The organism is Nostocoides sp. (genome assembly GCF_037045025.1).
In the GTDB taxonomy this organism is placed as follows: Bacteria; Actinomycetota; Actinomycetes; order Actinomycetales; family Dermatophilaceae; genus Nostocoides_A.
This window is the reverse complement of sequence record NZ_JBAOHM010000019.1, coordinates 17,728-42,296: the sequence shown is the minus strand read 5'-3', so window position 1 is coordinate 42,296 and position 24,569 is coordinate 17,728. Positions and strand designations below refer to the sequence as shown.

At 70.2% G+C, this 24,569-nt stretch carries 22 protein-coding genes and 1 pseudogene; 9 read left to right on the top strand and 14 right to left on the bottom strand.

From position 1 onward, the window contains the following. Positions 1 to 111 precede the first annotated feature (111 nt). From V9G19_RS27360 to V9G19_RS27350, 3 genes are read left to right on the top strand one after another with little or no spacing between them, the layout of a single operon-like run. Positions 112 to 1,671: a tyrosine-protein kinase domain-containing protein gene (locus V9G19_RS27360; protein WP_462288536.1), complete on the top strand. Its 1,560-nt coding sequence runs from the start codon at positions 112 to 114 to the stop codon at positions 1,669 to 1,671. Positions 1,672 to 1,698: 27 nt separating this feature from the next. Next, positions 1,699 to 2,841, top strand: coding sequence for a glycosyltransferase family 4 protein (locus V9G19_RS27355; protein ID WP_462288535.1), 1,143 nt, complete (start codon positions 1,699 to 1,701; stop codon positions 2,839 to 2,841). Further along, positions 2,838 to 3,767 (top strand): glycosyltransferase family 2 protein, encoded by a 930-nt coding sequence (locus V9G19_RS27350; RefSeq protein WP_462288534.1) that lies wholly within the window; start codon positions 2,838 to 2,840, stop codon positions 3,765 to 3,767. The genes V9G19_RS27355 and V9G19_RS27350 overlap by 4 nt, the downstream gene beginning before the upstream one ends. A 145-nt stretch (positions 3,768 to 3,912) precedes the next feature. On the opposite strand, the gene V9G19_RS27345 is transcribed toward V9G19_RS27350, so the two are convergent. The 3 genes from V9G19_RS27345 to V9G19_RS27335 are packed head-to-tail and all read right to left on the bottom strand — an operon-like array spanning position 3,913 to position 6,695. After that, positions 3,913 to 4,803, bottom strand: coding sequence for a glycosyltransferase family 2 protein (locus V9G19_RS27345; RefSeq protein WP_462288533.1), 891 nt, complete (start codon positions 4,801 to 4,803; stop codon positions 3,913 to 3,915). Then, a complete protein-coding gene (locus V9G19_RS27340) occupies positions 4,800 to 5,573 on the bottom strand; it encodes a class I SAM-dependent methyltransferase (protein ID WP_462288532.1) in 774 nt (257 codons plus the stop codon). Before V9G19_RS27340 ends, V9G19_RS27345 begins: the two co-directional genes overlap by 4 nt. A 27-nt stretch (positions 5,574 to 5,600) precedes the next feature. Further along, the gene (locus V9G19_RS27335; protein WP_462288531.1) at positions 5,601 to 6,695 is read right to left on the bottom strand and encodes a glycosyltransferase family 4 protein; all 1,095 of its coding nucleotides are present in this window, start codon (positions 6,693 to 6,695) and stop codon (positions 5,601 to 5,603) included. Positions 6,696 to 6,762: 67 nt separating this feature from the next. Between V9G19_RS27335 and V9G19_RS27330 the strand changes: the two genes are divergently transcribed. The 3 genes from V9G19_RS27330 to V9G19_RS27320 all read left to right on the top strand — a co-directional run bounded on the left by V9G19_RS27330 (position 6,763) and on the right by V9G19_RS27320 (position 10,700). Continuing rightward, positions 6,763 to 7,824 carry a glycosyltransferase family 4 protein gene (locus V9G19_RS27330; protein ID WP_462288530.1) on the top strand — a complete coding sequence of 354 codons (1,062 nt, stop codon included), beginning with the start codon at positions 6,763 to 6,765 and terminating at the stop codon, positions 7,822 to 7,824. Between the two features lie 78 nt (positions 7,825 to 7,902). Beyond that, positions 7,903 to 8,877: a UDP-glucuronic acid decarboxylase family protein gene (locus tag V9G19_RS27325; RefSeq protein WP_462288529.1), complete on the top strand. Its 975-nt coding sequence runs from the start codon at positions 7,903 to 7,905 to the stop codon at positions 8,875 to 8,877. Then, entirely contained in the window at positions 8,874 to 10,700 is a 1,827-nt protein-coding gene (locus V9G19_RS27320) for an ABC transporter ATP-binding protein (RefSeq protein ID WP_462288528.1), read from the top strand. Before V9G19_RS27325 ends, V9G19_RS27320 begins: the two co-directional genes overlap by 4 nt. A gap of 12 nt (positions 10,701 to 10,712) precedes the next feature. Here V9G19_RS27320 and V9G19_RS27315 read toward each other — a convergent pair whose 3' ends face one another. From V9G19_RS27315 to rfbB, 11 genes and pseudogenes are all read right to left on the bottom strand, one after another. After that, complete coding sequence (locus V9G19_RS27315; protein ID WP_462288527.1) at positions 10,713 to 11,636, bottom strand: glycosyltransferase family 2 protein; 924 nt, start codon at positions 11,634 to 11,636, stop codon at positions 10,713 to 10,715. A 4-nt stretch (positions 11,637 to 11,640) separates the two neighbouring features. After that, positions 11,641 to 12,507: an alpha-1,2-fucosyltransferase gene (locus V9G19_RS27310; RefSeq protein WP_462288526.1), complete on the bottom strand. Its 867-nt coding sequence runs from the start codon at positions 12,505 to 12,507 to the stop codon at positions 11,641 to 11,643. Further along, positions 12,504 to 13,262, bottom strand: a complete 759-nt coding sequence (locus V9G19_RS27305; protein ID WP_462288525.1) for an FkbM family methyltransferase — start codon at positions 13,260 to 13,262, stop codon at positions 12,504 to 12,506. Before V9G19_RS27305 ends, V9G19_RS27310 begins: the two co-directional genes overlap by 4 nt. Then, the gene (locus V9G19_RS27300; protein WP_462288524.1) at positions 13,259 to 13,561 is read right to left on the bottom strand and encodes a PqqD family protein; all 303 of its coding nucleotides are present in this window, start codon (positions 13,559 to 13,561) and stop codon (positions 13,259 to 13,261) included. The genes V9G19_RS27305 and V9G19_RS27300 overlap by 4 nt, the downstream gene beginning before the upstream one ends. Beyond that, entirely contained in the window at positions 13,558 to 14,481 is a 924-nt protein-coding gene (locus V9G19_RS27295) for a nucleotidyltransferase family protein (protein WP_462288523.1), read from the bottom strand. The genes V9G19_RS27300 and V9G19_RS27295 overlap by 4 nt, the downstream gene beginning before the upstream one ends. A gap of 182 nt (positions 14,482 to 14,663) precedes the next feature. Then, the gene (locus V9G19_RS27290; RefSeq protein WP_462288522.1) at positions 14,664 to 15,794 is read right to left on the bottom strand and encodes a glycosyltransferase; all 1,131 of its coding nucleotides are present in this window, start codon (positions 15,792 to 15,794) and stop codon (positions 14,664 to 14,666) included. Continuing rightward, entirely contained in the window at positions 15,791 to 16,807 is a 1,017-nt protein-coding gene (locus tag V9G19_RS27285) for a glycosyltransferase family 4 protein (protein ID WP_462288521.1), read from the bottom strand. The genes V9G19_RS27290 and V9G19_RS27285 overlap by 4 nt, the downstream gene beginning before the upstream one ends. Continuing rightward, on the bottom strand, positions 16,804 to 18,129 hold the full coding sequence (locus tag V9G19_RS27280) for an O-antigen ligase family protein (RefSeq protein WP_462288520.1): 1,326 nt from the start codon (positions 18,127 to 18,129) through the stop codon (positions 16,804 to 16,806). The genes V9G19_RS27285 and V9G19_RS27280 overlap by 4 nt, the downstream gene beginning before the upstream one ends. 328 nt (positions 18,130 to 18,457) lie before the next feature. Further along, a pseudogene (locus tag V9G19_RS27275) lies at positions 18,458 to 19,639 on the bottom strand (glycosyltransferase); the annotation flags it as partial. Positions 19,640 to 20,161: 522 nt separating this feature from the next. Next, complete coding sequence (gene rfbD, locus V9G19_RS27270) at positions 20,162 to 21,031, bottom strand: dTDP-4-dehydrorhamnose reductase (RefSeq protein ID WP_462288519.1); 870 nt, start codon at positions 21,029 to 21,031, stop codon at positions 20,162 to 20,164. Beyond that, positions 21,031 to 22,026 (bottom strand): dTDP-glucose 4,6-dehydratase, encoded by a 996-nt coding sequence (gene rfbB, locus V9G19_RS27265; RefSeq protein ID WP_462288716.1) that lies wholly within the window; start codon positions 22,024 to 22,026, stop codon positions 21,031 to 21,033. The genes rfbD and rfbB overlap by 1 nt, the downstream gene beginning before the upstream one ends. Positions 22,027 to 22,059: 33 nt before the next feature. On the opposite strand from rfbB, the gene rfbA reads away from it, so the two are divergent. Genes rfbA through mtnA form a run of 3 tightly spaced genes read left to right on the top strand, consistent with a single transcriptional unit; the run spans position 22,060 to position 24,568 of the window. After that, positions 22,060 to 22,941, top strand: a complete 882-nt coding sequence (rfbA, locus tag V9G19_RS27260) for a glucose-1-phosphate thymidylyltransferase RfbA (RefSeq protein ID WP_462288518.1) — start codon at positions 22,060 to 22,062, stop codon at positions 22,939 to 22,941. Continuing rightward, positions 22,938 to 23,543: a dTDP-4-dehydrorhamnose 3,5-epimerase family protein gene (locus V9G19_RS27255; RefSeq protein WP_462288517.1), complete on the top strand. Its 606-nt coding sequence runs from the start codon at positions 22,938 to 22,940 to the stop codon at positions 23,541 to 23,543. Before rfbA ends, V9G19_RS27255 begins: the two co-directional genes overlap by 4 nt. After that, positions 23,543 to 24,568, top strand: a complete 1,026-nt coding sequence (gene mtnA, locus V9G19_RS27250; RefSeq protein WP_462288516.1) for an S-methyl-5-thioribose-1-phosphate isomerase — start codon at positions 23,543 to 23,545, stop codon at positions 24,566 to 24,568. Before V9G19_RS27255 ends, mtnA begins: the two co-directional genes overlap by 1 nt. Position 24,569 lies beyond the last annotated feature (1 nt).

Below are 24,569 nucleotides of genomic sequence, written 5' to 3'. Positions count from 1 at the left end.
CCCCAACGCTCGCCGTCGCGCCGGGCGTAGTCGCAGAACGCAACGCCGTGTTGCGCGGCTTCGGTGTGCGATGATGTGCGCTGGCTACGGGAAAGGAAGGGTTGCGCTCGGATGACGGTCAGGGAGTTCCTTGGGATCCTTGCCCGCCGGTGGCTGATCGTCCTGGCGACCTTTGTGCTCGTCCTCGGTGTCGCGGTCTATGTCACCAGCCGGATCGTCCCGTCTTATGCCTCGAGCGCGCGCGTGTACTTCTCGGCGGCGCAGCAGGTTGTGGTTCCAGCGACCGATCCCGACAAGAAGCCAACGACCGCCACCCAATCGACCGCACTGACCAATCAGGATCTCGTCACCTATACCGAAATCCTGCACTCGCCGGCGATCCTGGACGAACTGCGCTCGCGCGTCGGCCTGCCCCCGGGATCGGGGATCGACGTCAACGCGACCGTGGGCGAGACGTCCAATGTCATGACCTTCGACGTCCGCGCGGCGAGCGCCGAGCAGGCGGCCACAATCGCCAACGAGGCGGGTCCGGCGCTGGCCGAGGCGGGCAAGAAGTTCGCGCCCTTGCTCAGCAACCCCGGCGCCACGATCACCGCGGTTGTCGTCAGCCCCGCCGGTGTGCCCGGCGGCCCGGTCTCACCCAACTGGATGCGGAATTTGTTGTTGGGCGCCTTCACCGGGGTGGCACTCGGTGTGGGGTTGGCGCTGCTGCGCCATGCCGCCGACACCAAGATCCGCGACGACGAGCACATCACCGCCATCTCCGATCGGCCGATCCTCGGTCACCTCCCGCTGGTGCGCTCAGGCACGCCCGCCGAACTCAACGTCGACAACGACCCGCTGGGACCGTATGCCGAGGCCATGCGCCGTCTGCGCACCAACGTCCGCTATGTCGATGTGACCACCCGAGGACACGCCTTCGTCCTCACCTCGCCGGTGCCTCGCGAGGGCAAGACGACGACGGTGGTCAACCTCGCCCGGGCCATGGCCCAATCCGGGATTCGGGTGCTGCTCATCGACGCCGACCTGCGCAAGCCCACGATTCACAAGCACCTGGGCATTGAGGGCAAGGCCGGCCTGACCTCGATCCTTGTCGGTGCCGCCACCCCCGAGGACGTCATCCACGACAGCCCTGACTCCTCGCTGTCGGTGCTTGCCGCGGGTGACGTGCCGCCAAACCCGAGCGAGCTGCTCGGGTCGGAGGCGATGTCTTCCCTGTTCGGTGACCTGGCCGGTCGCTACGACTTCATCCTCGTCGACGCCCCGCCGTTGGTGCCGGTGATCGACGCGGTGCTGCTGCAGCGCCTGACCCGCGGCCTGATCATGGTGGTGGCCGTCGACCACACTCGGCGCCGCGACCTGGAGTCGGCGATCACCTCCTTGGAGACCGTCGGTGCACACGCGGCCGGGTTCGCCGTCAATATGTCCGGCACGCCCTCGGAGAGCCGCTACCGTTACCGCTACTACGGCTATGGGCAGCGCCAATCGAAGTCGCGGCACGGCAAGCGCCGCTCGCTCCTGCCGGGGCGGCGGTCTTCGACCGAGCGGGCTCAGCCCGAGCTGACGCCGATCGCGCTGGAAGCGGCCCCGCCGCTGCGCGCCGCCGACTCGGTCGCCGATCCCCGCGACGTCCAGGCCGCCTCGATCGGCACCTCCGAGCGCGAGTCCTAAGGCGTGGTCCGGGAAGATCGGCCGCGGGTGTCCGTCGTGCGCGGGGATGCCCTCAATCCCTACGAGATGCAGGTCTACCGGCACCTGCCCGGATTCCAGGTCCGCGCAATCGGCCGGCGTTCGCCCGGATACGAGATCGGTCTCATCCCGGTCCCGGCGACCTTGCTCCCTGCGCCGGCGGATAGCCGCGCTGCCCGGCTGGTCCGGCGACTCGGTGTCTCTCCAGACCGCGTCCTTGGCCCGGCCGGCTGGTTGCGCGGGCTTGATGGGGCGCTCGCGGACTGCGACCTGGTGCATGCCGCCGAGACCTTCATTCCGGTCAGCGAGCAGGCCGCTGCGGTGGCCCGGCGCCGCGGCATACCCCTCGTCGTGACCTGCTGGGAGAACATTCCCTTTCTGTATGACGATGACCCGCCGACAGCGGCGCGAAAGGCCCGGGTGCGGGAGCAGGCGACGCGCTTCGTCGCGGTGACCCCGCTGGCGCGGCAGGGCCTCGTCACCGAAGGCGTCGATCCGGCCAGGATCGACGTGATCCCCGGCGCGCTCGATCTGGAGCGCTTCTCGGCCGCCGACGAGCCGGGGTTCCTGCGGGGCCTGGTCAATGTGCCGGCCGAAGCGAGGATCGTCCTCTATGTCGGTCGCCTCATCCGCGAAAAGGGAATCACCGAGCTGATTCGCGCGTTCGCCGCGCTGCCGAACTCGTGCGCCGACGCCCATCTGGTCGTCATCGGGCGCGGCCCGGAGGGCCCACGGCTGGCCACAGCTGCGACGGCGCTGGGCATTCGAGGCCGGGTGCACGTCCTGGCCGGTCAGTCGTATGCCGATATCCCCCGCATCTTCCGCGGCGCCGACGTCGTCGCTGTCCCCAGCCTGTCGACGCCCTATTGGCAAGAGCAGTTCGGCTTCGTGCTGGCGGAGGCGATGGCCTGCGGGCGCCCCATCGTGACCACCCGCACCGGATCGATCCCCGACGTCGTCGGCGATGCCGCGGTGCTGGTCGACGACTATGACGTCAACGGGCTCACTGCAGCGATCGCCGGGCTGCTCACCGACCCCGACCGGGCCCGCCACCTCGCTCGTGTCGGGCGCGCACGCGTCGAGCAGCGGTATGCCGCTGCGGTCGTCGCGCCGCTCCTGGGCGCTACCTACCGGGCCGCGTTGAAGTCATGACCCATGTCGTCGTCGTCCTGAACTGGTTCGGACGCCGCGACTCGGTGGCCTGCGTGGATTCGTTGCGCAGCGGCTCACCGCAGGCCGAGGTGCTGGTCGTCGACAATGGGTCGTTCGACGGAGCCCTGGAGGAGGTCGAGCGGCGCTTCCTGGGCGTGCACACGCTGCAGACCGGCGCGAACACGGGGTTCACCGGCGGCATGAACGCGGGGCTGCGGTGGGCGCTCGCGGCGGGCGCCGAGGCCGTGACGATCCTCAACAACGACACGATCGTGCCGCCCGGGGCGATGGCCCGGCTGGCCGCGGTCGCCCGGGGCGGCGTAGCGGTCAGCCCGGTCGTTGCCTATACCCAAGATCCCGAGCGGATCTGGTTCGCTGGCGGCGAGATCGAGGCGGCGAGCGGCTTGCCTCACCACGGGCCGTCGGTCCGGCTGCGCCCGACCGACGCCGATGGGTTACGCGAAACGGACATCCTGGCCGGCGCCTGCGTCACCGCTACGGCCGCGACCTGGCGGCGGGTCGGCCTCCTCGACGAGCGCTACTACCTCCTCTTCGAGGACTCCGACTGGAGCCGCCGGGCCGTGGCGAGCGGTGTCTCGTTGCGGGTCGACACCCGAACGACGATCCACCACCAGGTCTCCGCCTCCTTCGGCGGCGAGATGTCCTACCTCGGGCTGTTCTACTACGTCCGCAACGGCATCCTGTTCATTCGCTCAGCTGGCGGGGGCGGGAGGCTCGTGGGCCGGTTCCTGCGTCGCCACGTGCTCCCGGGAGTGCGGGAAGGTATGGCCGGTCCCGGCCGTCGCGCCGGTGCGCGTCGCGCGGTCATGGCCGGCGCCGGAGTGCTCGCGGCCGCCGGCCACCGGTTCGGCCCGGCCCCGGCCCCGATCCATCGGCTGGCCACCCGCTGGTCGCGGCTGGCCTAGCTCGAGCCCGGCCCGGGCGGCGCGGGGCTTCGCGAGGCCGCGGGTCGGACGGGATCGTGTAGGTCTCTGGTCACCTGACGACCGAAGACCTACCCGATGCGAAGGCTCGCTCGAAGCGTGCCACACGGCGGCTCATCCATACGGCTCACCCCCGCGCATGCGCGGCGAGTGCGCGGCCAAGTGCCTTGGGATCCCAGCGGGCCGAGCGCCAGCCGTGGAGGAGGGCGTCGCTCAGGCGACCGGCGTGGCGCGCCTGCCGGGCCTGCTCGAGTGCCTGGGACGCGAACAGTTGGTTCGTGCGGGCCAGGCCCGCGGCGACGGCCCGCTCGGCATCTGTGCGTCCGCGCCGGCGGGCATCCCAGGCGTGGCGACGCAAGATCGAACGCCGCTCGACGAGCGCCGAGTGATAGTCCCGCGAGGCGTTGGCCGCGTGCACGTGATAGTCGACGAGCACCTCGGGCACCACGATCGCGTCGGGTCCGTCGCGCAGGAGCCGCAGGAAAAGGTCGTAGTCCTGCATGATCCGCAGCAGCGGGTCGTGACCTCCCACGGCAAGGTAGCGGTCTCGGGAGAGCAACACCGAGCTGAGGCAGACGTGCTGGTCGCGCAGCATACCGAGGTAGCTCACCTCGCCATGGGCCGGCTGCGGCGGCCGGCCGGGGAGCATCCAGTGGAAGCCGGTGCAGCAGAAGCTGACCTCACCTGCCTCGACGGCGGCCAACTGCTTCTCCAGTTTGGCGGGGTGCCACACGTCGTCCTGGTCGAGGAAGGCGATCCACGGCGCCCGGGCGAGGCCGACCGCCACGTTTCGCGCCACGGAAACGCCCCGGTTGGGCTGCCGCTCGAAGCGCACGCGTGGATCGGCGTGCCGCCCGACCCAGGACAAGTCCTCGGTGGAGCCGTCATCGAGCACGACGACTTCCACATCGGGCATGGTCTGCGTCAGCACGCTGGTGATCGCCCGCTCGAGCTCGACGCCGGGGTCGTATGCGGGGATGACCACGCTCACCCTCGGCGATGCCGCACGTGAGGTCATGGCGAGGGGACTGGTTTGCGCGCCACCACCCAGATCGCATTGCCCTCGGCCTCCGGGCGGCGACGGTCGAGCAGGCCGAGAACATCGGTGACCGGCACGGCGAGCAGGCGCAGGGGAGCAGGATGCTCCACCCGCTGATAGAAGTTGAACGCCTGCACCGAGCGGCGTCGCAACCACAGCTGCCGGTCGATGACCTCGAAGCCGGCATTGGCCACAAGAGAGGTCAGCCGGAGCGGGTCATAGCCGTGGCGGACATGTCCCGGATTGATCCGCCACGCGTCCTCGTCCGGGACGAACTCGACGCGTCCGTCGGCGTGCGTCCACGGGTTGCGGGGCACATGGATGAGCAGGTGCCCGCCGGGTCGCAATGCCCGGAACAGGTCTGCTAGGGCCGCCACGTCGTCGTCGATGTGCTCGAGGACGTCCAGGGCGGCGATCACATCGGCCGAATTCGAGGCCAGCTCGGCGAAGCTTGCCACGCGGAAATCTACCTGCCGGGCGTAGCCGCTCGGGCGGGCGGCCGCGCATCGGGCCACCGCACCGGCATCGATGTCCACCGCGACGACTCGCGCCCGCGGGAAGCGGTCGGCGAGCCAGTAGACGAAGGTGGCATCCTCACAGCCGGCGTCCACGACCACTTCGGGATCGAGCCGCAATCGGGACAGCTCTCGGCCGATGGCGCGCTGTTTGAGACGTTTGCCGACATAGGGCTCGCCGACTGTGCGGCGCAGCAGTTGCTTGGCCCGTTGCTTGGCCAGGGCGGAATCCACTCCCGCATCCTTCCATGTGCGAGAGCGTTATCCGGACCGGCGGACCCGGTCATAAATGCGTTCGTAGCGGTCGGCGATCTGGCTCCAGGCAAGCGTCTCGGCCTGGGCGCGGGCCCGGTGTGGATCCAGCGGATCGGCGTGGGCGGCGAGCATCGCCCCGGCCAGGGCGCCACGGTCGTTCGGGTTGACCCCCCATCCCAGCCCGCCGGTGGCGTCGGCCAGCCCGCCGTTGGTGCTCCACACCACCCCCCGGCCGCAGGCCATTGCCTCAACCGCGACGATGCCGAACGGTTCCAGCCGACTGGGAACCACCACCACTCGGGAGCGTTCGAGCAGGGCGGAAACGCCGGCGCGATCGAGCGGGCCGAGGAAATGCACTCCGGCGCCGCTGCGGGCGCGCAGCCTCGGGGTCTCGCTGCCCTCGCCGCCAACAAGCAGTTCGGCCTCCGGAAGGCGCTCACGGACGGTGGCGAATGCGTCGAGGAGCAGGTCGATGCCCTTTTGCGGCACGTGCCGACACCAAACGGCATAAACCGGGGCGCCGGGCAACGGAGTGACCGACCACTGCTGCGGATCGATCCCGTTGGGGATGACGGGGCACCCGGCGAACCGGCTGGCCACGCGGGCGGCGTCATCCCCCGCCCGTCGCGAGCAGGCCGTCACGGCCGCGGCCCGGCGGGCGCCCAGCCGCAGCGCTGCTCGCATCTGTACGCTGCGCTGATAGATCTGATCGGCATCCATCGTGACCTCGCCCTGCGTGGTCACAACCAATGGCACCGATTTGAGCCGGGTGAAGGCCGCCAGCGCCGGCAGCTGGTTGGCGGCGCACTGCACGTGCACGACATCGGGGCGGGGCAATCGGTCCAGGGCGCGCACCTGGGTGCCCAGCGCCAGTGGGTAACGCGCGAGCTGCCGCGCCGAACGTCCGGGCAGGTTCATCTCCAGGCGCGCGACATGGATCCCGTCCCATTCCTCGCGGGCCGGCAAGGACGCCGGGTGGCGATGCACGACGACGGTTACCTCGTGCCCTAGCCCGGCATACTGCCGGGCAAGCTGGGCGGTCAGTTCCTCGACGCCGCCGCGGGCGGGGAAGTAGGCGCTCGGGGCCAGCCAGATCTGCATAGCGCAACTCAACACCACGACGATCGCTGCGACCGGGCCGGCCCGGGCCGCGAGCTAGACTTTGCCGGTGCCCGTCCTCGTTCTCGCCCGCACGGCGAGCGCGGCCCCAATGGGCGCCCAGCGCTACGAGCGGGAGATCATCGCTCGCGCCTCGGCGGCGCTGGCCGATGGGTCCTCACGCTGTCAGGTGCGCGAGTGCGTGGTCAGCCCGCTGCGCTCCCGCCAGCGCGGCACCCGCCGGCTGCCCGTGGGACGGCTGGCGAGGCAAAGCGCCCGGGCACGAGCGCTCGTGGGCCGGGTCGCCTATCCGCGGCACACCCTGTGTCATCGCCTCGGGCTCGATCTGCCCCCGTCGCCGGGCCGCGATGTGATCACGGTCCATGACATGGTCGCCTGGCGCTTCGATGACGAAGTCGCGGCCATCCCGGCGGCCGCCGCGGAACTGCGCCGTGCCCGGGCGGTGATCACCGTGTCCGAGTTCTCGGCGGACGAGATCGTTGATGTGTTGGGGGTTCCCCGGCCCACCGTCATACCCAACGGGGTCGACGCGGCCTACTTCGAAGCCGCACTACTCTCGGGGAAGCAACTCGCCGGCCTCGGCGTGCGTGCGCCCTATGTCTTGTGCGCGGGCGGGGCGACCGAGCGTAAGAACCTGGCTGCCCTCGCGGCGGGCTGGGCGAGCTTGGCGGCGGAGGTTTCCGAGGTGACGCTCGTCCTGGCCGGTCCTTCGGATGCCCGCCGCAGCCAGTTCCTTGCCGGCCTTCCCCGGACCGTCTTGACCGGGCGGGTGCCGGAGGCCCTCATGCCGGGACTGGTGGCGTCCGCTGCCTGTGTGGTCGTGCCATCCCGATACGAGGGTTTTGGCCTGCCGGCCTTGGAGGCGATGGCCGCCGGGGTGCCGCTGGTTGCCGCCGCCACAAGTTCCCTACCCGAAGTGGTCGGCGACGGGGGCCAGCTGGTCACTCCCGATGCCGACGGGTTGGCGAGCGGCATCGGGCACGCTCTTGCCGGAGGGCCGGACATCCGCGCCAAGGTGCTCGCCGGACGGCAGCGAGCCGCCGAGTTCACCTGGGAGCGATCGGCCGCCGCCCATGCCCGGGTGTGGCGAGAGGTGCTGAACGAAGTTTGACCCATTGGCCCGGACCCCCATCCGGGAGGAGAACTCACAGAATCTGCACTGTCAGCGAATCGAGGACAACGAACTACCATGCCTGCAACTCGGACCATGATCACGGGAGGAGCCGGGTTCATCGGCTCACACCTGGCGCGGCGGCTGCTCGAGCTCGGCCACGAGGTCCTGGTCGTCGACAACTTCTATTCCGGCGTCCGGGCCAATGTGCGCGACCTGCTGTCGCACCCGCGCTTCGAGCTGATCCGCCACGATGTGACCTTCCCGCTCTACGTCGAAATCGACGAGATCTATCACCTGGCGTGCCCGGCAAGCCCGATCTATTACCAGCGCGACCCGGTGCAGACAACCAAGACCAGCGTGCACGGCTCGATCAACGCGCTCGGGCTGGCCAAGCGCACCCACGCCCGCATCCTGCTGGCCTCGACCTCGGAGGTGTATGGCGATCCAACGGTCCACCCGCAGCGCGAGGAGTACTGGGGCAATGTCAACCCGATCGGGATCCGTTCGTGTTACGACGAGGGCAAGCGTTGCGCGGAGACGCTGTTCTTCGACTACCGCCGGCAACACGGTCTTGACATCAAGGTGGCCCGGATCTTCAACACCTATGGCCCCACGATGCGGCCCGACGACGGCCGGGTCGTGTCCAACTTCATCGTCCAGGCACTGCGCGACGAACCGATCACCATCTATGGGGCCGGGGAGCAGACCCGCTCGTTCTGCTATGTCGATGACCTGGTGGACGCGCTTGTCCGGCTGATGGCCATGCCAGCCGACTTCAGCGGCCCGGTGAACCTCGGCAACCCGGCAGAGTTCACCATCCTCGAGCTGGCCAATCTGGTCCTGGAGCTGACCGGGAGTTCGGCGCCACTGGAGCATCGTGACCTGCCGCAGGACGACCCCGTGCGCCGTCGTCCGGACATCTCCCTCGCCGAGGCCGCCCTCGGGTGGCGGCCGACGACCGAACTGCGCGAGGGGCTGCGCGAGACGATCGACTACTTCCGCGATCTCGCGGCAGCGTCGGCGCCCTTCGACCCGGAGCGGCCGGGGTGATCGCAGGCCTGCTGCGCGATCTGGCCCGGCTGTTCGACCGCCGCACCAAGGCCAAGCTGATCCTCGCCCTGGCCGGCTCGGCTGTGTTCTCGTTGCTCGACATGGTGGCGGTCGCACTGGTGTTGCCGGTCTTTGATCTCGCCACGGGCGCCGACACGCCGTCGCCGGTGACGCGGCTGGCTCTCGATGTCCTCGGGACGACGGATCCCGGCACGGCGTTGACGATCCTGACGGCCGCCGTCATTGCCTTGTTCGTCGTCAAGGACCTCGGCCAGATGGCCTTCACCTGGTGGTTCGTCGGCTTCGTCTTCGCCGAGCGGGTGGTCGTTTCGGCCCGAATGCTGCAGCAACTGCTGACCGCGCGCTGGACCGAGGTCTCCCGGCGCAGCACGGCCGAACTCCTGCGCACCACCGACACGGCGGTGATGCAGGTATTCAACTACACCGTCAACGGCCTGATGAACGCCGCCACGACGACGATCGCCATCGTGACCATCCTCGGCGGGCTGTTCGTCGTCGCACCGCTCGCCACGGCCGTCGTGCTGGGGTATTTCGGGCTGGCCTCGGTGGCGTTCACGACGCTCGTGCGTCCGCGGGCGCGGCAATCCGGTGAGGAGCTCACCAGCGCCTCGATGGCCGGCTATCGTGCCGGCCTGGCGGCCTTGGGTGGGATGAAGGAGATCATCCTGCGCGGCAGCCAGGATCACTTCGTGCAGCGCTTCCGCAGCGCCGCCCTGACCGGGGCGTATGCCGGCCGGATGGCCAGCTTCCTTGCCGCCCTTCCGAAGTACGTATTCGAGATCCTCTTCATCCTCGGTGTCGGGGTGGTCTTGGTGACTGCCCGCGCAGCCGGGGGCTCCGAGGGGGCCGTCTCGGTGCTCGCGATGTTTGTCGCGGCCGGTTTCCGAGTGCTGCCCTCGGTGACCAGCCTGCTGGGGAGCCTGTCCAGCATTCGCGTCGGAGTTCCCGCCCTGGGCCTCGTCCTGGCGGAGTTCGACAACGCTGCCACACCCCCCGCGGCCGCCGCACGCGGTGGCCTCGAGGTGGCGCGGCCGGTGGCGCTGCACACCGGGATCACTCTCGACAACGTCAGCTTCCGCTATCCGGACGCCGCCGCCGACACCCTGTCCGGGGTCAGCCTGACCATTCCCGCGGGGGGGATAACCGCATTCGTCGGCTCGAGTGGGGCAGGCAAGACCACCCTGGCCGACCTGATCCTCGGGCTGCACGCTCCCACCGCGGGCCGAATTGTGGCAGACGGGGTCGATCTGGCGGCGGCCGGCTCGACCTGGCGGGCCTCGATCGGCTACGTCCCGCAGGACGTGTTCATCCTCGATGCCACGCTCGCCGAGAACATCGCCTTCGACGTGGCCGCCGACCAGGTCGATCGCGACCGCGCCCGGCGCGCGGTCGCACAAGCCCAACTCCAAGATGTCGTCCATGACCTCCCCGAGGGCCTGGACACCGAGCTGGGGGATCGCGGTTCGCGCCTGTCCGGCGGGCAACGTCAACGCGTCGGGATCGCGCGCGCACTCTATCGCCGGCCCCAGCTGCTGGTGCTCGACGAGGCCACCTCGGCGTTGGACGCGCAGACCGAACACCTGGTGGCCCGCGCCCTGGCCGAACTCAAGAAGGACATCACGTTGGTGGTGATCGCCCATCGGTTGTCGACGATCAAGGACGCCGACCAGGTCGTCTTCCTCGACGGCGGCGCGGTGGCGTCGGTGGGCACTTTTGAGCAGGTGTATGCCGCGAACGCGGACTTCGCCCGTCACGTCGAGCTCTCGCAGCTCTCGCCGGCAGGCGAGCAGCAGGACGCCTAGGACCCGCAAGCGTCAACGACGGCGGCGCACCCAGCGCAGGATGGCTCGCCCCGCGCCGGAGAGGGCCGCCAGCGGTGCCCGGGGCACGGTCCAGACCAGGTCGCGCGCGATCGGCGCGAGCCGATGCTCCCGGGCGTGGATGGCGATTCGCCGATGTAGTTCGGCGGCATGCTGACGGCGCACGCGGGTCAGGAACTCGCTCAGGTGGTCGGCGGCCTGGGTATCCCCGGCACCTCGCACGGCGGCGGCCTGGGTCAGCAGGACCGTCTCGAAGTTGCGCTGCATGACCAGAGACGGCATCGTCACGGTCATGTTGTCGCTGTGTCGGCGATAGCGCACCAGCGGTTCGTCGATCGGGATCACCTGCCCGAGCCGGACCAGCTTCAGGGCGAGATCGATGTCCTCGGCGCTGGAATAGCGCGGGTCGAAGCCGCCCACGGCAACGATCGCCGACCGGCGCACCATCAAGGTGGTGATGCGGGGCAGCTCGGCCAGCCCGCGTAGGAACGTCGAAGTGGCCGCCGGACGGGCGTGCCAGCCCTCGCCGAAGGGGGTGCCATCGGCGGCGATGTAGCTGCCGCCCGAGCAGGCTGCAACCGCGTCCGGGCTGGCCTGCAGGGCCACGGCCTGGCGCTCGAGACGCTCAGGCTCCCAGGTGTCGTCGTCATCGAGGAAGACGAGGAACTCCCCGGTCGTGGCCGCTATTCCGGTGTTGCGGGCTGCGGCCAACCCCGCGGGCCGTTGGCGCACGATGCGTGCTCGCGAAACGGCGGACAGGGCAGCGGCGTTCGCCTCGGGATCGGGCGAGCCGTCATCGACGAGCGTCAACCGCCAGTGCGTCCACGTCTGGGCGAGAACGGAGTCGAGCGTTTCGGCAAGAAATGGCGAGCATCTGTTGGTGGCCACGACGACGTCGATGAGTGGAGGGGAGTCCACCCCGTCACCCTATCCCGGGCGGCATACCCCAGCCGCCGGGCAACTCCTCGACGACATCCCAGGACGGGTCGAGTTGGTAGGCGCGGCCGTCAGGAACCGAGCGAGCGTGGAATCGTGGCATGACGATGTGCGCCTGCGGGAAGCGGGCGGTGGCGGTGTAGCCCCCCCAATAGGAAAACGTCGAGTTCGTGCCGATCAGCCGGGTAGCGCCCGCGATCGTCGCGAAGTCTTCCTCCGGGGACTGGCAACCCCTGTAGTCGACGTGCGCCGCCACGGCCCGCAGCTGGGTATCGAGGGCCTCGCGACACCACCGCGGATCGTCCGAGACGACGTGGATTCGTTCGATCGGGCCGCGCGCGCGGACGCGCTCGACGGCGATCGCGAGATAAGCGGCGATGTCGAAGGCGAACAGCTGGGCAAACTTTGGAACGCTGTAATAGTCGCCACGCCGCACGTTCACGACGACGGTCCCCGCGGACGGCTGGTCAGCCCGCGCGAGGAGCGGCGAATCGAGCAGGCGGTGCCGGATGAACCGGTCCAGCTGGGTGGCAGAGAAGTCGCTGCCGAAGGCCTGGTGGTGGTTGGTGGCCGGCCACACCCGCCGGTCCCAGGGGCGGACGCCGCCGGTCGGCACGCTGAGCCCGGCCAGAGCGGGCAGCTGCGCCAACCACGGCGCGACGACATTCTGGGCCTGCACGCGCAGGTCGTCACCGCACTCTTGTCGGATGTGGGCGTGCAACCAGTAATAGAGATAGTTGCCGAACCGGGGCCCCGGCGAGGGCGTCAGCATCACCGTCCGGTTCCCGCGCCGGATCAGCCCGGCCACGGTGGCGCGTAGGGCGCCCCGCCGCGTAGCGCGAGCAGCGGTCACCCTCCCCGGCCTCCGCCCTCCGACCGCAGCGGGGACGCCAGCTGCACGACGCCACCAGCGCGCTCGTAGGCGACCTCGCCGATGCGGGGCCACACATCGTCGGGGATGGCCGCGACCAGGGCCTCCTCGCTTCCTTCGGTGTCGATCTTGACCAGGTCGATCGACCCTTCCGTGTGCAGGACCTGCCGCAGCGCGTCGGCGATCGTGAGACACGGAACCGATATCACCGTGAAGTCGTAGTCGCCCCGGGTGTACTCGCGCAGGCCGCCGTAGCGCCCGACCGGCTCGACGAGGAACTCGGCGACGCCGCCGGTCACGCCGACCGCCTGCTCGGACACCACGCACCGGTCAGCGAACGCGGACACATTGGCGCGCAATGTGTTCAGATTGTTCGGAACCGGCTCGAAGACGTAAACGCGGCTGTCCGGGCGCCGCGTCAGGAAGTACACCGCGGTCAACCCGATGTTGCCCCCGATATCGACCACCACCCGGGGTCGCTCGCTGCCGTAGTCCTGGCGACAAAAGACTTCATTCAGAGTCCGCACATCATGCGGGTGCGGAATCGTCAGCGCAATTGGCCCGAGGGGCGTGCGCAGCCGGGCCGTCCAGGGGAACTCCCCGCGGCTGGTGACATAGCGACGCAGGGCGTCGGCCGGGTCGGCGAAGGTGCGCAGCATCCGCGCCAGCGCGACGTAGTTGCGCGGGCGGAAGGCCGCACTGAGGCGACGGCGCTGGTCGACGGCGCCGGTGCTCATGCGGCGGAGCCGTCGTCCCCGATGATGGTGACAACCTGGGCACGCACCAATTCCGCGACGAAGCCCTGCACATCGGCCACGATCTCGGCCGTGGGCATTCCGAATCGCGCGGCGACCCGCTCGGCCAGATCGTCCAGGGGTCCAGCGACGGCCTCCACCCAGATGACCTGGGCGCTTCCGGCCAGGGAGAGGATCGGCCCTTGGGGGAGCTTGGCGAGATAGGTGACCGGACTGAGCTGGAACTCGTCAGCCTGCTCGATGATGCCGGCGTCGTCGGCCAGGCGCAGATGGCGGCTCACCGGGGCCACCGTGGGCGCCAGGTGCCGGCACGATACTCCTCGGCGACGCCGCGAGCGACCCGCGCGACGACCTCCTTGGCCACATCCTGGGCGGTGGGGGTGCGCCCCAGCATGATCGCCAAGTGGTCGGTGTTGACCACGACCGACTTGGCAACGGTGGCCGCTTTGCCGCGCATCCCGTGGGAGCCCTTGATCCTGGCCTTCCATTCGCGTAGGCGCGACCCGCCGCTGGACAGGACCATCCACAGGTCCAGATCGGGATCGTCCCAGTAGGCGTCGACATCGTCGTCGAGCGCCACCGCCAGCGGCATCTGGGCATCGAGAATGGCCGCGGTTCGCCGAACCTCGTCGCGAAAGTCCGGGCGCTGGGCGAACCACGCCTGATCGAGGTCCTGCTCGCCCTTTGACGGATTGCGCGAACGTGCGGCATGGAGGAGGAGGACGAGGGCCTGGGCGGCGCGATCGGGGACCGGGCAGGGCCGGCCGGCGATGTGCGTGGTTTCGCGCCGGTGCCAGAGGTAGTCGAAGGCCTCCTCGGGCGCGACCCGGAAGCCGGGCACCAGCCGGTGGATGTCGGCATACCCCCACCAGTCGTGGTGAAAGGTGATCGCATGGGAGAAGGCGGAGCTGGCGGCGAAGGTGTCATATTGCCGCCAGCCAACACCGCTGACAGCGGTGAGAAGCCGGACCAGGTGCCGGGGCCGGACGAGCACGTCGGCATCCGAACTGGTCCGGCCAGCCCAGGACAGTGCCGAGTCGAGCGCCGGGCCCTTGACATGCAACAGGTCGACTCCGGCCGTCTCGGCGACCTCTTGGAGGGCCACGTGGCCGAAGGCGGCTCGAACCATGTCCGGCACCCACGCTCCGGGGGAATCGATAGCCGCCCGGTGGGCGAGGTCGGCGGCCAGGGGCATGGTCATCGTCATCCTGGGCCCACGCCGAGGTGAGTGGGGACGGTCACGCGCGAATGCCCTCCTTGTCCGCGCGGCAATGCCGCGCGGCGCGTGGTAATGTGATTCTCGACGCGCACAGCGTCCATGCTGGCGCACCTATTAGGTGCGCACGATCAAATAATAGCTGTTACGGACGGTCGATATTGCCCCTAGCGATCGGTCGTTGCTGTCACAACGCCGATGCGCTCGTGCACTTCCCGGGCGCGCAGCCCCCAGTCCGGGATGGGCACGGCCGGCGCCCGACGCTCTGCGTCGAAGAGCGCGGCCCGCACGGTGCTCGGGAAGTCCGCGGGATCACAAATCGTCACGCCCGGACCGGCCAGTTCGCGAAAGCCCGCCACCGGGGTGCTGACGACCGGTCGTCGCGCGGCCAGGTACTCATAGCGCTTGATCGGGTCGAGGCTTTCGGTGAAGGGTGTGCGCACGTGCGGGACGACCAGCACGTCTGCGTGCAGCAGGTAGGCCGGCACCGACGGAGCAGGGCGCGGGCCGAGCAACACCACCCCCGCATCGACCAGGCGGTGGCGGCCGGATGCCGCTAGTGGTGCCGGCCCGACGAGCACGAGCCGGCCGTCCGCCGCGGCGAGTTCGCGCGAGGTCCGGGCCGTCAACTCCAGGTCCATCCGGTCGGGATGCACGGTGCCGAGATAGAGCGCAACCGGCCCGGTCGGCAGATCGGCCGGCCGGGCATGATCGACGGCGAAGGCGGCGAGGTCCACGGCGTTGGGCACGAGGGTGACCGGCCGGGTGGTCGATTTGCTCGTCACCAGGGCCGGCGAACACACGATCACCTCGTCGGCCAGGCTCAACAGCGCGGCGTCATGCTCGCGGATGCGCGCCCGCTCGCGCTCGGGGCGTTCGGCGAGCGTCCAGTCGTCGGTGATGTCATAGAGGCAACGCCACCGGGTCCGGCGCGCCACCGCAACCCCGTCGGGATCGTTGACCCACAACAGCGGATCGGTCATCCCAAGCCTGTGGGCGCTGCGAATGATCGCGGCCGCGATCCGGTCGTCGGCCCGGGCATCCAGACGTCGAGGGAGCCACTTGGTGCCCTGGAAGAGCCACAATCGCCCGGGCGCCTCCGGACCGGGACGCAACCCCGCGCCTCGCGTCGCTACCGGGGTGCGGCTTAGGCGCAGCTGGTGCACCGGGTCGGCGGCCGGCTCGACGAAGAGCACTCGCAGGCTCGGGTCGAGCCGCAGCAGCTGGTGGGTCAGGTGTTGGTTGCGCCGCCACACCGCGTCCCATGCCTCCAGCGACACCAGCACGATGTCGGTCACAGGATGCTCCGATAGACCCGTTCGACGGCAGCGGCCTGGCTCTGGGGGGTGAACCCCTCCCGCTGCACCCGCCACAGCTGTTCTCCGTATGCCGCCCGAGCGCGCGGGTCGGCTGCCAACCGGCCGAGTTGACGAGCGGCTGCGGCGGCGTCACCCACAGGGAAGAGCGCGGCTGCGGGCGCTCGGCCGGCCGTCTCCAGGTGCCCACCCGCGGCAGCCGCCACTACCGGCAGCCCGTGCGACATCGCCTCGAGCACGGTGATCCCCAAACCCTCCGCGGGGCAGGGAGCGAGCAGTAGACCGCTGTCGCGCATGAGCGCGTCCACATCGTGGCGGTGACCGAGGAAGTCGGTGGCCTCGCCAATCCCAAGATCGGCGGCGAGGGCGCGCAGCGGCCCCTCCAGGGCGCCGGCTCCCGCGACGGCCAGGCGCCAGCCGTCCCCTCGAAGCCCGGAACGGGCAAACGCATGGAGGGCGACGTCGGTGGCCTTCTCGGCCTCCAACCGCTGGGCGACGAGGACGATCCGGTCGCGGCTGGCGGGATCGGGCAGCGGTTGCGGCGCAACACCTGCGGGCACGACGACGCTCGCGCCCTCGATGTGTTCGGCGACATGCCGGCTGACGGCGATCTGCGCCGCTATCCGGCGAGCGGCCAGGCCACCGATGAGCTTGGCCGGGCGCGAGGATCCGCGGTGCTGGGCGAAGTGGCGGGTAGCCACCAGCGGCACGCCCACGTGGCGGGGGCTTAAGGCCGCGACGATCTCGGCGGCGGTCATATGGACGTGCAGGACATCGGGGCGCTCGGTGCCCGTCAACGCTCGCGCTGCGGCCGCCAGACTCGCCGCGCCATGGTGGGCAACCGGCCGCCCGGCCACGGCAGCCCGGAACTGCTCGGCGTCGCAGCCGAGCACCGTCACCCGGTGCCCGTGGTCGAACTGGTGCGCCGCCAGCGTCGTGACATGCCGCTCCACGCCGGCGAAGGCGTCGGTCACCACGAGGTGGACGATCCTCATCCGCTCACCTCGGCGGGCCTGCGGGGGCGGGCCGAGCGCGAACCGTGGTGGATATCGCGCAGCCAGGGAACCTCATTCTGATCGTGGGCGCGGGCGCCGAGACTGAGGCCGATGAGGACAAAGGGCAAGGATGCCTGGACGCTCACCCAATAGATGTCGAATTGGCTCTGCGTCAGCCGAACCAGCAAGACCATCAACGCCAAGAGGGCGTAGGTGGCCTCGAGCCGGCGCAGCACGAGCCAGGTGCCGATGATGTGGATCAGGAAGGCGATCAGCCCGACCACCCCCACGGTCGTGAGCACCTCCAACTCGGCGTTGGGCGGTTGGAAGGACACGGGATACCTATCGGTGTACCACCAGCGCAGACCGGCGCCGATCCACGGGTGATCGCGCCACACGGCCAGGGCCTCGGTGTAGAAGTCGGTGCGCGTGTTGATCGAGTTGAACCGGTCCCCGGACCGGAGCTGGTCGCGCACCATCACCCAGGCAACGACGAGGAGCACGGCCGCGATGATTAGGGCGATCCGGGAGCGGCGCGCCTCGGGGTGGCGGCCGATTGCGACAATCCCGATGGCGAGCGCGAGCCCGATCATCGCCTGGCGGGACTGCGTCGCCAGAAGTGCGCCGGCCAGGACATAGAAGGCGATCGCCGCCTGCCAGCGGGTCAAGCCGGCCCACGGCGGGCGGACATAACACGTGATAGCGCCCAGCGCGAAGACCGTGCCCGCGAGATTCTTGTGCATGAAGTAGGGCCACAACGGGTAGATCGGCCCGAAATCCCCCCCGGCGTAGCTGCGCGCCGCCAAGACCAACGCGCCGAGCGCCAAGAAGGCCGACATGCCAACGAGCAGCCGGACACCGTGCCGGGCGAACCCGCGCACGCCGACGGTCCACCCGACGAGTAGCCCACCCGCGGTGAGCACCCCCGCGTGCACCCACTCGACGATATTGGCGCGGTAGACGTTGTTGAGCAGCGCAAAGACCGTGACGAACTGATAGAGCGCGATCAGCCAAAGGATTCGGCGGGTCGGCGGATCGACGCCGCGATAGGCGGCGACGAAGGCGGACAACGAGGCGATGGCGAGCGCGACGTCGGAGACCGTCAATCCGACGCCCAGGACGCTCACTCGCGCCGGGGAGGGGAGGACGGGCAAGGCGAGCAGCGGGATCAGCGCCGGCTCGCTGAGCGACAGACCCAAGGCAAGAACAGCAACCGCAGCGAGCATCGCATAGAAGGGGTGGCCGGGAATCGCATAGCCCAAGCCGGCCGCGACCACAACGGCGGTGGCCACGGCCACCGCATACCGCACCACCCGCAGCATCAGCCGCTCGCCCGCCGGCGGGCCTCGGTGCGAACCGGGCCGTCCACGTAGAGCCGTAGCCGGCGGCGCAACTCCTCATCGCGCGGCTCGAATGGCATCCGGGCGAGTGTACCCAACACGACCGCCGCGCGGACAGAGTTCCAGCCGAGGGGGAGCGGAAGTGCTTGCGCATGAAACGCTCCTGGGAGGCGTGGAAGAGCTGCTCCCGGCGGACCGGGTCGGTGCTCGTCGCGCCGCCCAGGTGCAGGGCGTCGATCCCGGTGACCTCTTGATGACGCCAACCACGATCGACCGCACGCTTGGCCCAGTCGGTCTCCTCGGCATACAGGAAGAGCCGCTCGTCGAAGCCGCCGACATCGGCCAAGGCCGCTCCCCGGATGAGCAGGATCGAGCCGACGACATAGGTCGGGCCGCCCGCCAACCGAGCCAGGCCGACGCTCCACAGCCACGACCACGCGGGGCGCGGAAGCGGCCAGGTCACTCGCGCCGGGGCGCCGGCCGCGTCGTGCTGGCTCGGCGCCACGCTCGCCAAGGTCGGGTCGGCCGCTAAGCGGTCCTGCAGGGCCACGATGTCGGCCATCGCGATCCGCGCGTCCGGGTTCAGTAGGAGCACATCGGAGTCGACATGGCGGCGGTGGCGCAGCGCCTCGTTGACGCCGGCCGCGAATCCGAGGTTGCGGCCCGGGTCGACGTAGTCGGCCCCGGCGGCCTCGGCGACCTCCCGCACCTGGGCCGATGAGGAGTTGTCGACCACGATCACGTGCACGCCCTGCAGCGGTTCCAGCGCCCCGGACAGGAGGTCCGCCCGCCCATAGGCGACGACGACCACCTCCAGTGGTGGGGCTGCTGCCCGGGTGTCGGGTAGGTCGATGCGGGCGGGGCGCCCGGTGCGCAGGTGTGCGCGCGCCTCCTCATACAGCCGCAGCTGCGCGCGGGCGACCGAGCGCCAGGCGAGATGGGAGACGTCGACGGCCCGATGGCCCGCGTGGTGGCGCCGCCCGCGATAGCCGGCCAGCGCGGCGGCGAGGCGAGCGGGGTTGCGCTCCGGGACAACGGTGCCCGCGCCCGCGACCAGCTCCGGCAACGCACCGCTGTCGGAGGAGACGACCGGTGTGCCGCAGGCGATCGCCTCGGCGGCGACCCGCCCGAACTGCTCCTTCCAGGACCGGGTCGTCAACGACGGGATCGCGATGACGTCGACCGATCGATAGAACGCGGGAAGCTCCTGCTGGTGCAGCGGACCGAGGAACTGCACTCGGCCGGCGAGGAAGGGATTGCGGCTCCACCGCTGCAGGCGCGGCTCGCGGGAGCCGGCGCCGGCCAGCCGCAGGTGCAGCGCCGGATCCCGTTCGATCGCCTCGAAGAGCACGTCCAACCCCTTGTGGCGCTCCAGCCGCCCGACATAGCCGACGTCGACGACCTCGTTGTCGGGCTCGGCGAGATCGCCCTTGTCGGGTCGGAACAGTTCGGGGTCGAGGCCGAGGGGGATGACCCGGATCGGACCGCGCATGCCCTTGACCCGCAGGATGCGGGCGATCGCATTGCTGCACGGATAGGCGCCCGCCGCGTGTCGCACCGACCAGAGCTCGATCCAGCGAAAGGGGATCGGGAAGCGCTTGAAGATGTTCTGCGCCGAGTAGAAGACATAGGGGGCCGGCTGGCGCCGCAGCAGCTTAAGGAGCAGCACTTCGGCGATGGCCAGGGAGAACGGCTCCTCGTGGATGTCGATGACATCCCAGGGCTGCGCCAGCAGCCGCCACAGCTGGCGCGGGTCATAGAGGAAGACCGCCGGGTGTGAGCCGATCGTGGCGACCGGGTGGACCTTTTCGCCTTCGCGCGGGACCAGCGTCACCGGAAAGCCGCCCTCATTCCAGCGGCGGGAGGAGACCAACGTCACCTCGACCCCGAGCTTCTCCAGCTCCCGCTCCCGGTCGCGCCAGGCGTCGACGACGGCGCTATGGGAGACGCGAAGGACACGCACGTGGCGAGGGTACCTGCGCCGCTTGAACCGCGGGGTTACCGGGCTCGATAGCTATCGAGGTGTGGTCGGAACCACCAGCGGCAAGGCCCGCGCAAGGTTCTCGCGCCAGGGCGGGAGCAGCGGCATACCGGCGGCGCGCCAGCGTTCATGGCCGAGCACCGACCAGGCGGGGCGGGGCGCCGGGCGGGGATAGTCGACGCTCGCGATCGGCCGGACCCGCTCCGGGTCCAAGCCCCGCAGGCGGAAGATCTCCTGGGCGAAGTCGTGCCAGCTCGCCTGCCCCTGACTGGTCGCATGCCAGATGCCGTATGCCGCGTCCCGCGCGACCAGCCGCACGATCGCCGCCGCGACGTCGCGCGTCCAGGTCGGCTGGCCGAACTGGTCGGCGACCACGGTCAGCTCGTCGCGCTCCTGCGCCAACCGCGCCATGGTCGTGACGAAATTGGGGCCGCCGGCGCCGAACAGCCAGGCCGTGCGCACGACCCACGTGCGGGGGCAGCTCGCGAGCGCGGCCCACTCCCCGGCGGCCTTGCTCCGTCCGTATGCCGTGCGCGGCGCGAGCGGGGCGTCCTCGGCATACGGCCTGCTCGCCTCGCCGGAGAAGACCTCGCCGGAGAAGACATAGTCGGTCGAGACATGGACCAGCCTGGCGCCGGCCGCGGCGGCGGCCCGGGCGAGGTTGGCCGCGCCGACGGCGTTGACGGCGAATGCCGCACCTTCGTTGCTCTCGGCGGCGTCGACCTGGGCGTAGGCGGCGCAGTTGACGATGACGTCGTGGCCGGCGACGGCGGCGCGGGTCGCCTCCGGATCGGTGACGTCGAGCTCGGCCCGGGTCAAGGCGGTGACGTCCGCGCCCGCGAGCTGGAGCAGCAGGTCGTGGGCGAGCATGCCACCGGCACCGGTGACCAGCCAGCGGGTCATCAGCGGCCGACCTGGGCGTAGCGCGACTCGGCGACGGCCTTGGCGGTGCGCCACCAGCCCTCGTTGGCGGCATACCAGGCGATGGTCTGGGCCAGGCCGTCGCGGATGTCGGCGTGCCGGGGTCGCCAGTCGGTCTCGGCGCGCAGCTTGCTCGCATCGATCGCATAGCGCAGGTCGTGCCCGGGCCGGTCGGGGACGAAGTCGAACCAGTCGGCGGTCTTGCCCATCAGCTCCAGGATCAGCGCGAGCAGGTCCCGGTTGTTGTGCTCGCCGTCGGCGCCGATCAAATAGGTCTCGCCGATGCGCCCCTGCTCGATGATCGCGACCACGGCGTCGTTGTGGTCATCGACGTGGATCCAGTCCCGGACATTGCGGCCCTCGCCATAGAGCTTGGGCCGCACCCCGTCGAGGATGCCGGTGATCTGGCGCGGGATGAACTTCTCGGGATGCTGGCGCGGGCCATAGTTGTTGGAGCAGTTGGACAGTGTGGCGCGCAGCCCGAAGGAGCGGGTCCAGGCCTTGACGAGCAGGTCGGCGCTGGCCTTGGTCGCCGAATAGGGGCTGGACGGGTTCATCGGCGTGGTCTCGGTGAACCGGGCCGGGTCGTCCAATTCGAGATCGCCGTAGACCTCGTCGGTCGAGATGTGGTGCAGCCGCTTGTCGTGCCGGCGCACGGCCTGGATCAGCTGATAGGTGCCGATCACATTGGTGTCCAGGAACGGCCAGGGGTCTTGCAGCGAGTTGTCGTTGTGGGAGTCGGCGGCGAAGTGGACGACGAGGTCGTGGGCGGCGACCAGCTCGTCAACGAGTCCCGGGTCGGTGACCGAACCCTTGATGATGTCGACCTCGCCGGCGACCGGGTCGAGGGAGGCGGGGTTGGCGGCATACGTCATCGCGTCGAGGACAGTCAGGCGCCAGTCGGGGCGGTTGGCCCGGACGCGCAGAACGAAGTTGGACCCGATGAAACCGGCGCCTCCGGTGACCAGCACTCGCACAAGGGGCAAAACTACCCGCATACACTTCCGCGCGTGAAAGGGATCATCCTCGCCGGTGGCACCGGCAGCCGCCTGCACCCCATTACCCTGGCGATCAGCAAGCAGTTGATGCCGGTCTGCGACAAGCCGATGATCTACTACCCGCTGTCGACGCTGCTCATGGCCGGGATCCGGGAGATCCTGGTTATCACCACGCCGCAGGACCGGCCGCAGTTCGAGCGCCTGCTCGGCGACGGTTCCCGCTGGGGGATCGCGTTGACGTATGCCGTCCAGCCCCGCCCCGAGGGGCTGGCCCAGGCGTTCACCATCGGCGCCGAGCACATCGGCGACTCGAGCGTCGCGTTGATCCTCGGGGACAACCTGTTTTATGGCACCGGCCTGGGAACCGCGTTGCGCGGCAACGCCGATCTCGACGGCGGGCACATTTTCGCCTATCACGTGGCCGATCCGTCGGCCTATGGGGTGGTCGAGTTCGCGCCCGACGGGACGGTCTTGTCCATCGAGGAGAAGCCGACCACACCGAGGTCCTCGTATGCCGTTCCCGGCCTCTACTTCTACGACCGCGACGTCGTCGAGATCGCCCGGTCGCTGCGGCCGAGCGCCCGCGGCGAGCTGGAGATCACCGCGGTCAACGAGGCCTATCTGCGCCAGGGCCGGCTGCGGGTCAGCGTGCTGCCGCGGGGCACCGCCTGGCTGGATACGGGCACGGTGGAGGGGTTGATGGAGTCGGCCCAGTTCGTCCACGTCGTCGAGGCCCGGCAAGGGCTGAAGGTCGGCTGCGTGGAGGAGATCGCCTGGCGCAACGGGTGGATCAGCGACGCCGAGTTGGCCGGTCTGGCCGCGGACCTGGACAAGAGCGGGTACGGCGCCTACCTGCGAGGGTTGTTGTCGGACAAGGGGAGCGGGCCCCGATGATCATCCGGGCCTTGGCCGTCGAGGGTGCCTTCGAGATCACGCCGAAGGTGATCCCGGACGGGCGCGGGTTGTTCTACGAGGAGTTCCGCGCCGACCTGTTGGCGGAGCATGTCGGGCACCGGCCGGACATCGTGCAGACCAACATCTCGGTGTCGGCACGCGGAGTAATGCGCGGCATCCACTACGCGGATGTGCCTCCCTCGCAAGCGAAATACGTGACTGCGGTGACCGGGGCGCTGCTCGACTATGTCATCGACCTGCGGGTCGGGTCGCCGACCTTCGGAATGTGGGACTCGGTGCAGTTGGACACCGAGACGCGGCGGGCGGTCTATCTGCCCGAGGGGGCCGGGCACGCGTTCGTCGCGCTGGCAGAGGCGACGACCGCGATGTACCTGGTGACCGCTGCATACAACCCGCGGCGTGAACACGGCATCCACCCGCTCGACCCGCAGGTGGGGTTGCGCCTGCCGGCCGAGGTGGGGGAGCCGCTGCTGTCGGCCAAGGACCAGGCGGCGCCGTCGTTGGCCGAGGCGCTCGCGGCCGGTTCCCTTCCCACGTATGCCGCCTGCGAGGAGTATTCGCGGGGGCTGCGGGAGCGCTGATGCTCACCCCGACGATCGTGTGGGACGAGGCGGGCGGCGGCATCGCGCTGCTCGATCAGACCCTGTTGCCGGGGCGGTCCGAGGTCGTGCTCGTGCGGTCGACGTCGGAATTGGTCGACGCGATCGCCCGGCTGGCCGTGCGGGGCGCGCCCGCGCTCGGGGTGGCCGGGGCGCTCGGTGTCGTGCTGGCCCTCGACGAGGCCGCGCGGGAGGGCTGGGATCCGGCGCGGTTGGACGCGGCGATCACGCGGGTGCGAACCGCTCGGCCGACCGCGGTCAACCTGGCGTGGGGTGTGGATCACGTGCTGTCCCTGCGCGCGCAGGGGCGGGACGCCGTGCTGGCGGCCGCGCTGCGGCTTGCGGCTGCGGACGAGGCCGCGAACCGGGAGTTGTCCCGGCTGGGTGCCGACTGGCTGCTCGACCGGATCGATCGCCCGCGGCTGCGGCTGCTGACCCACTGCAACGCCGGTGCGCTGGCGACCTCGGCGTGGGGCACAGCGCTGGGGGTGATCCGCGAACTGCACCAGCGCGGGCGGGTGGAGTTCGTCTATGCCGACGAGACCCGGCCGCTGCTGCAGGGGGCGCGGCTGACGGCATACGAGCTTGCGGGAGAAGGCATTCCGCACGCGGTGCAGGTCGACGGCGCGGCCGCGGCGACGATCCTCGGCGGCCGGGTGGACGCCGCGGTCGTCGGCGCCGACCGGATCGCGGCCAACGGCGATGTCGCCAACAAGATCGGGACGCTCGGGGTGGCCCTGGCCTGCCACGCCGCCGGCATCCCGTTCCTCGTCGCGGCGCCGTGGTCGACGGTCGACCTGGCCACCGCCTCGGGTGAGCAGATCGCGATCGAGGAGCGCGACGGGGCGGAAGTGACGGCATACGGGGCGGTGGCGGTGGTGCCGGACGGGACCCCCGGGCACAATCCGGCCTTCGACGTCACTCCGGCTCGGTGGGTCAGCGCGATCGCGACCGAGCGGGGTGTGCTCGAACCGGCCGCCGGCGATTCGCCGTCGGCGCACGCCTGAG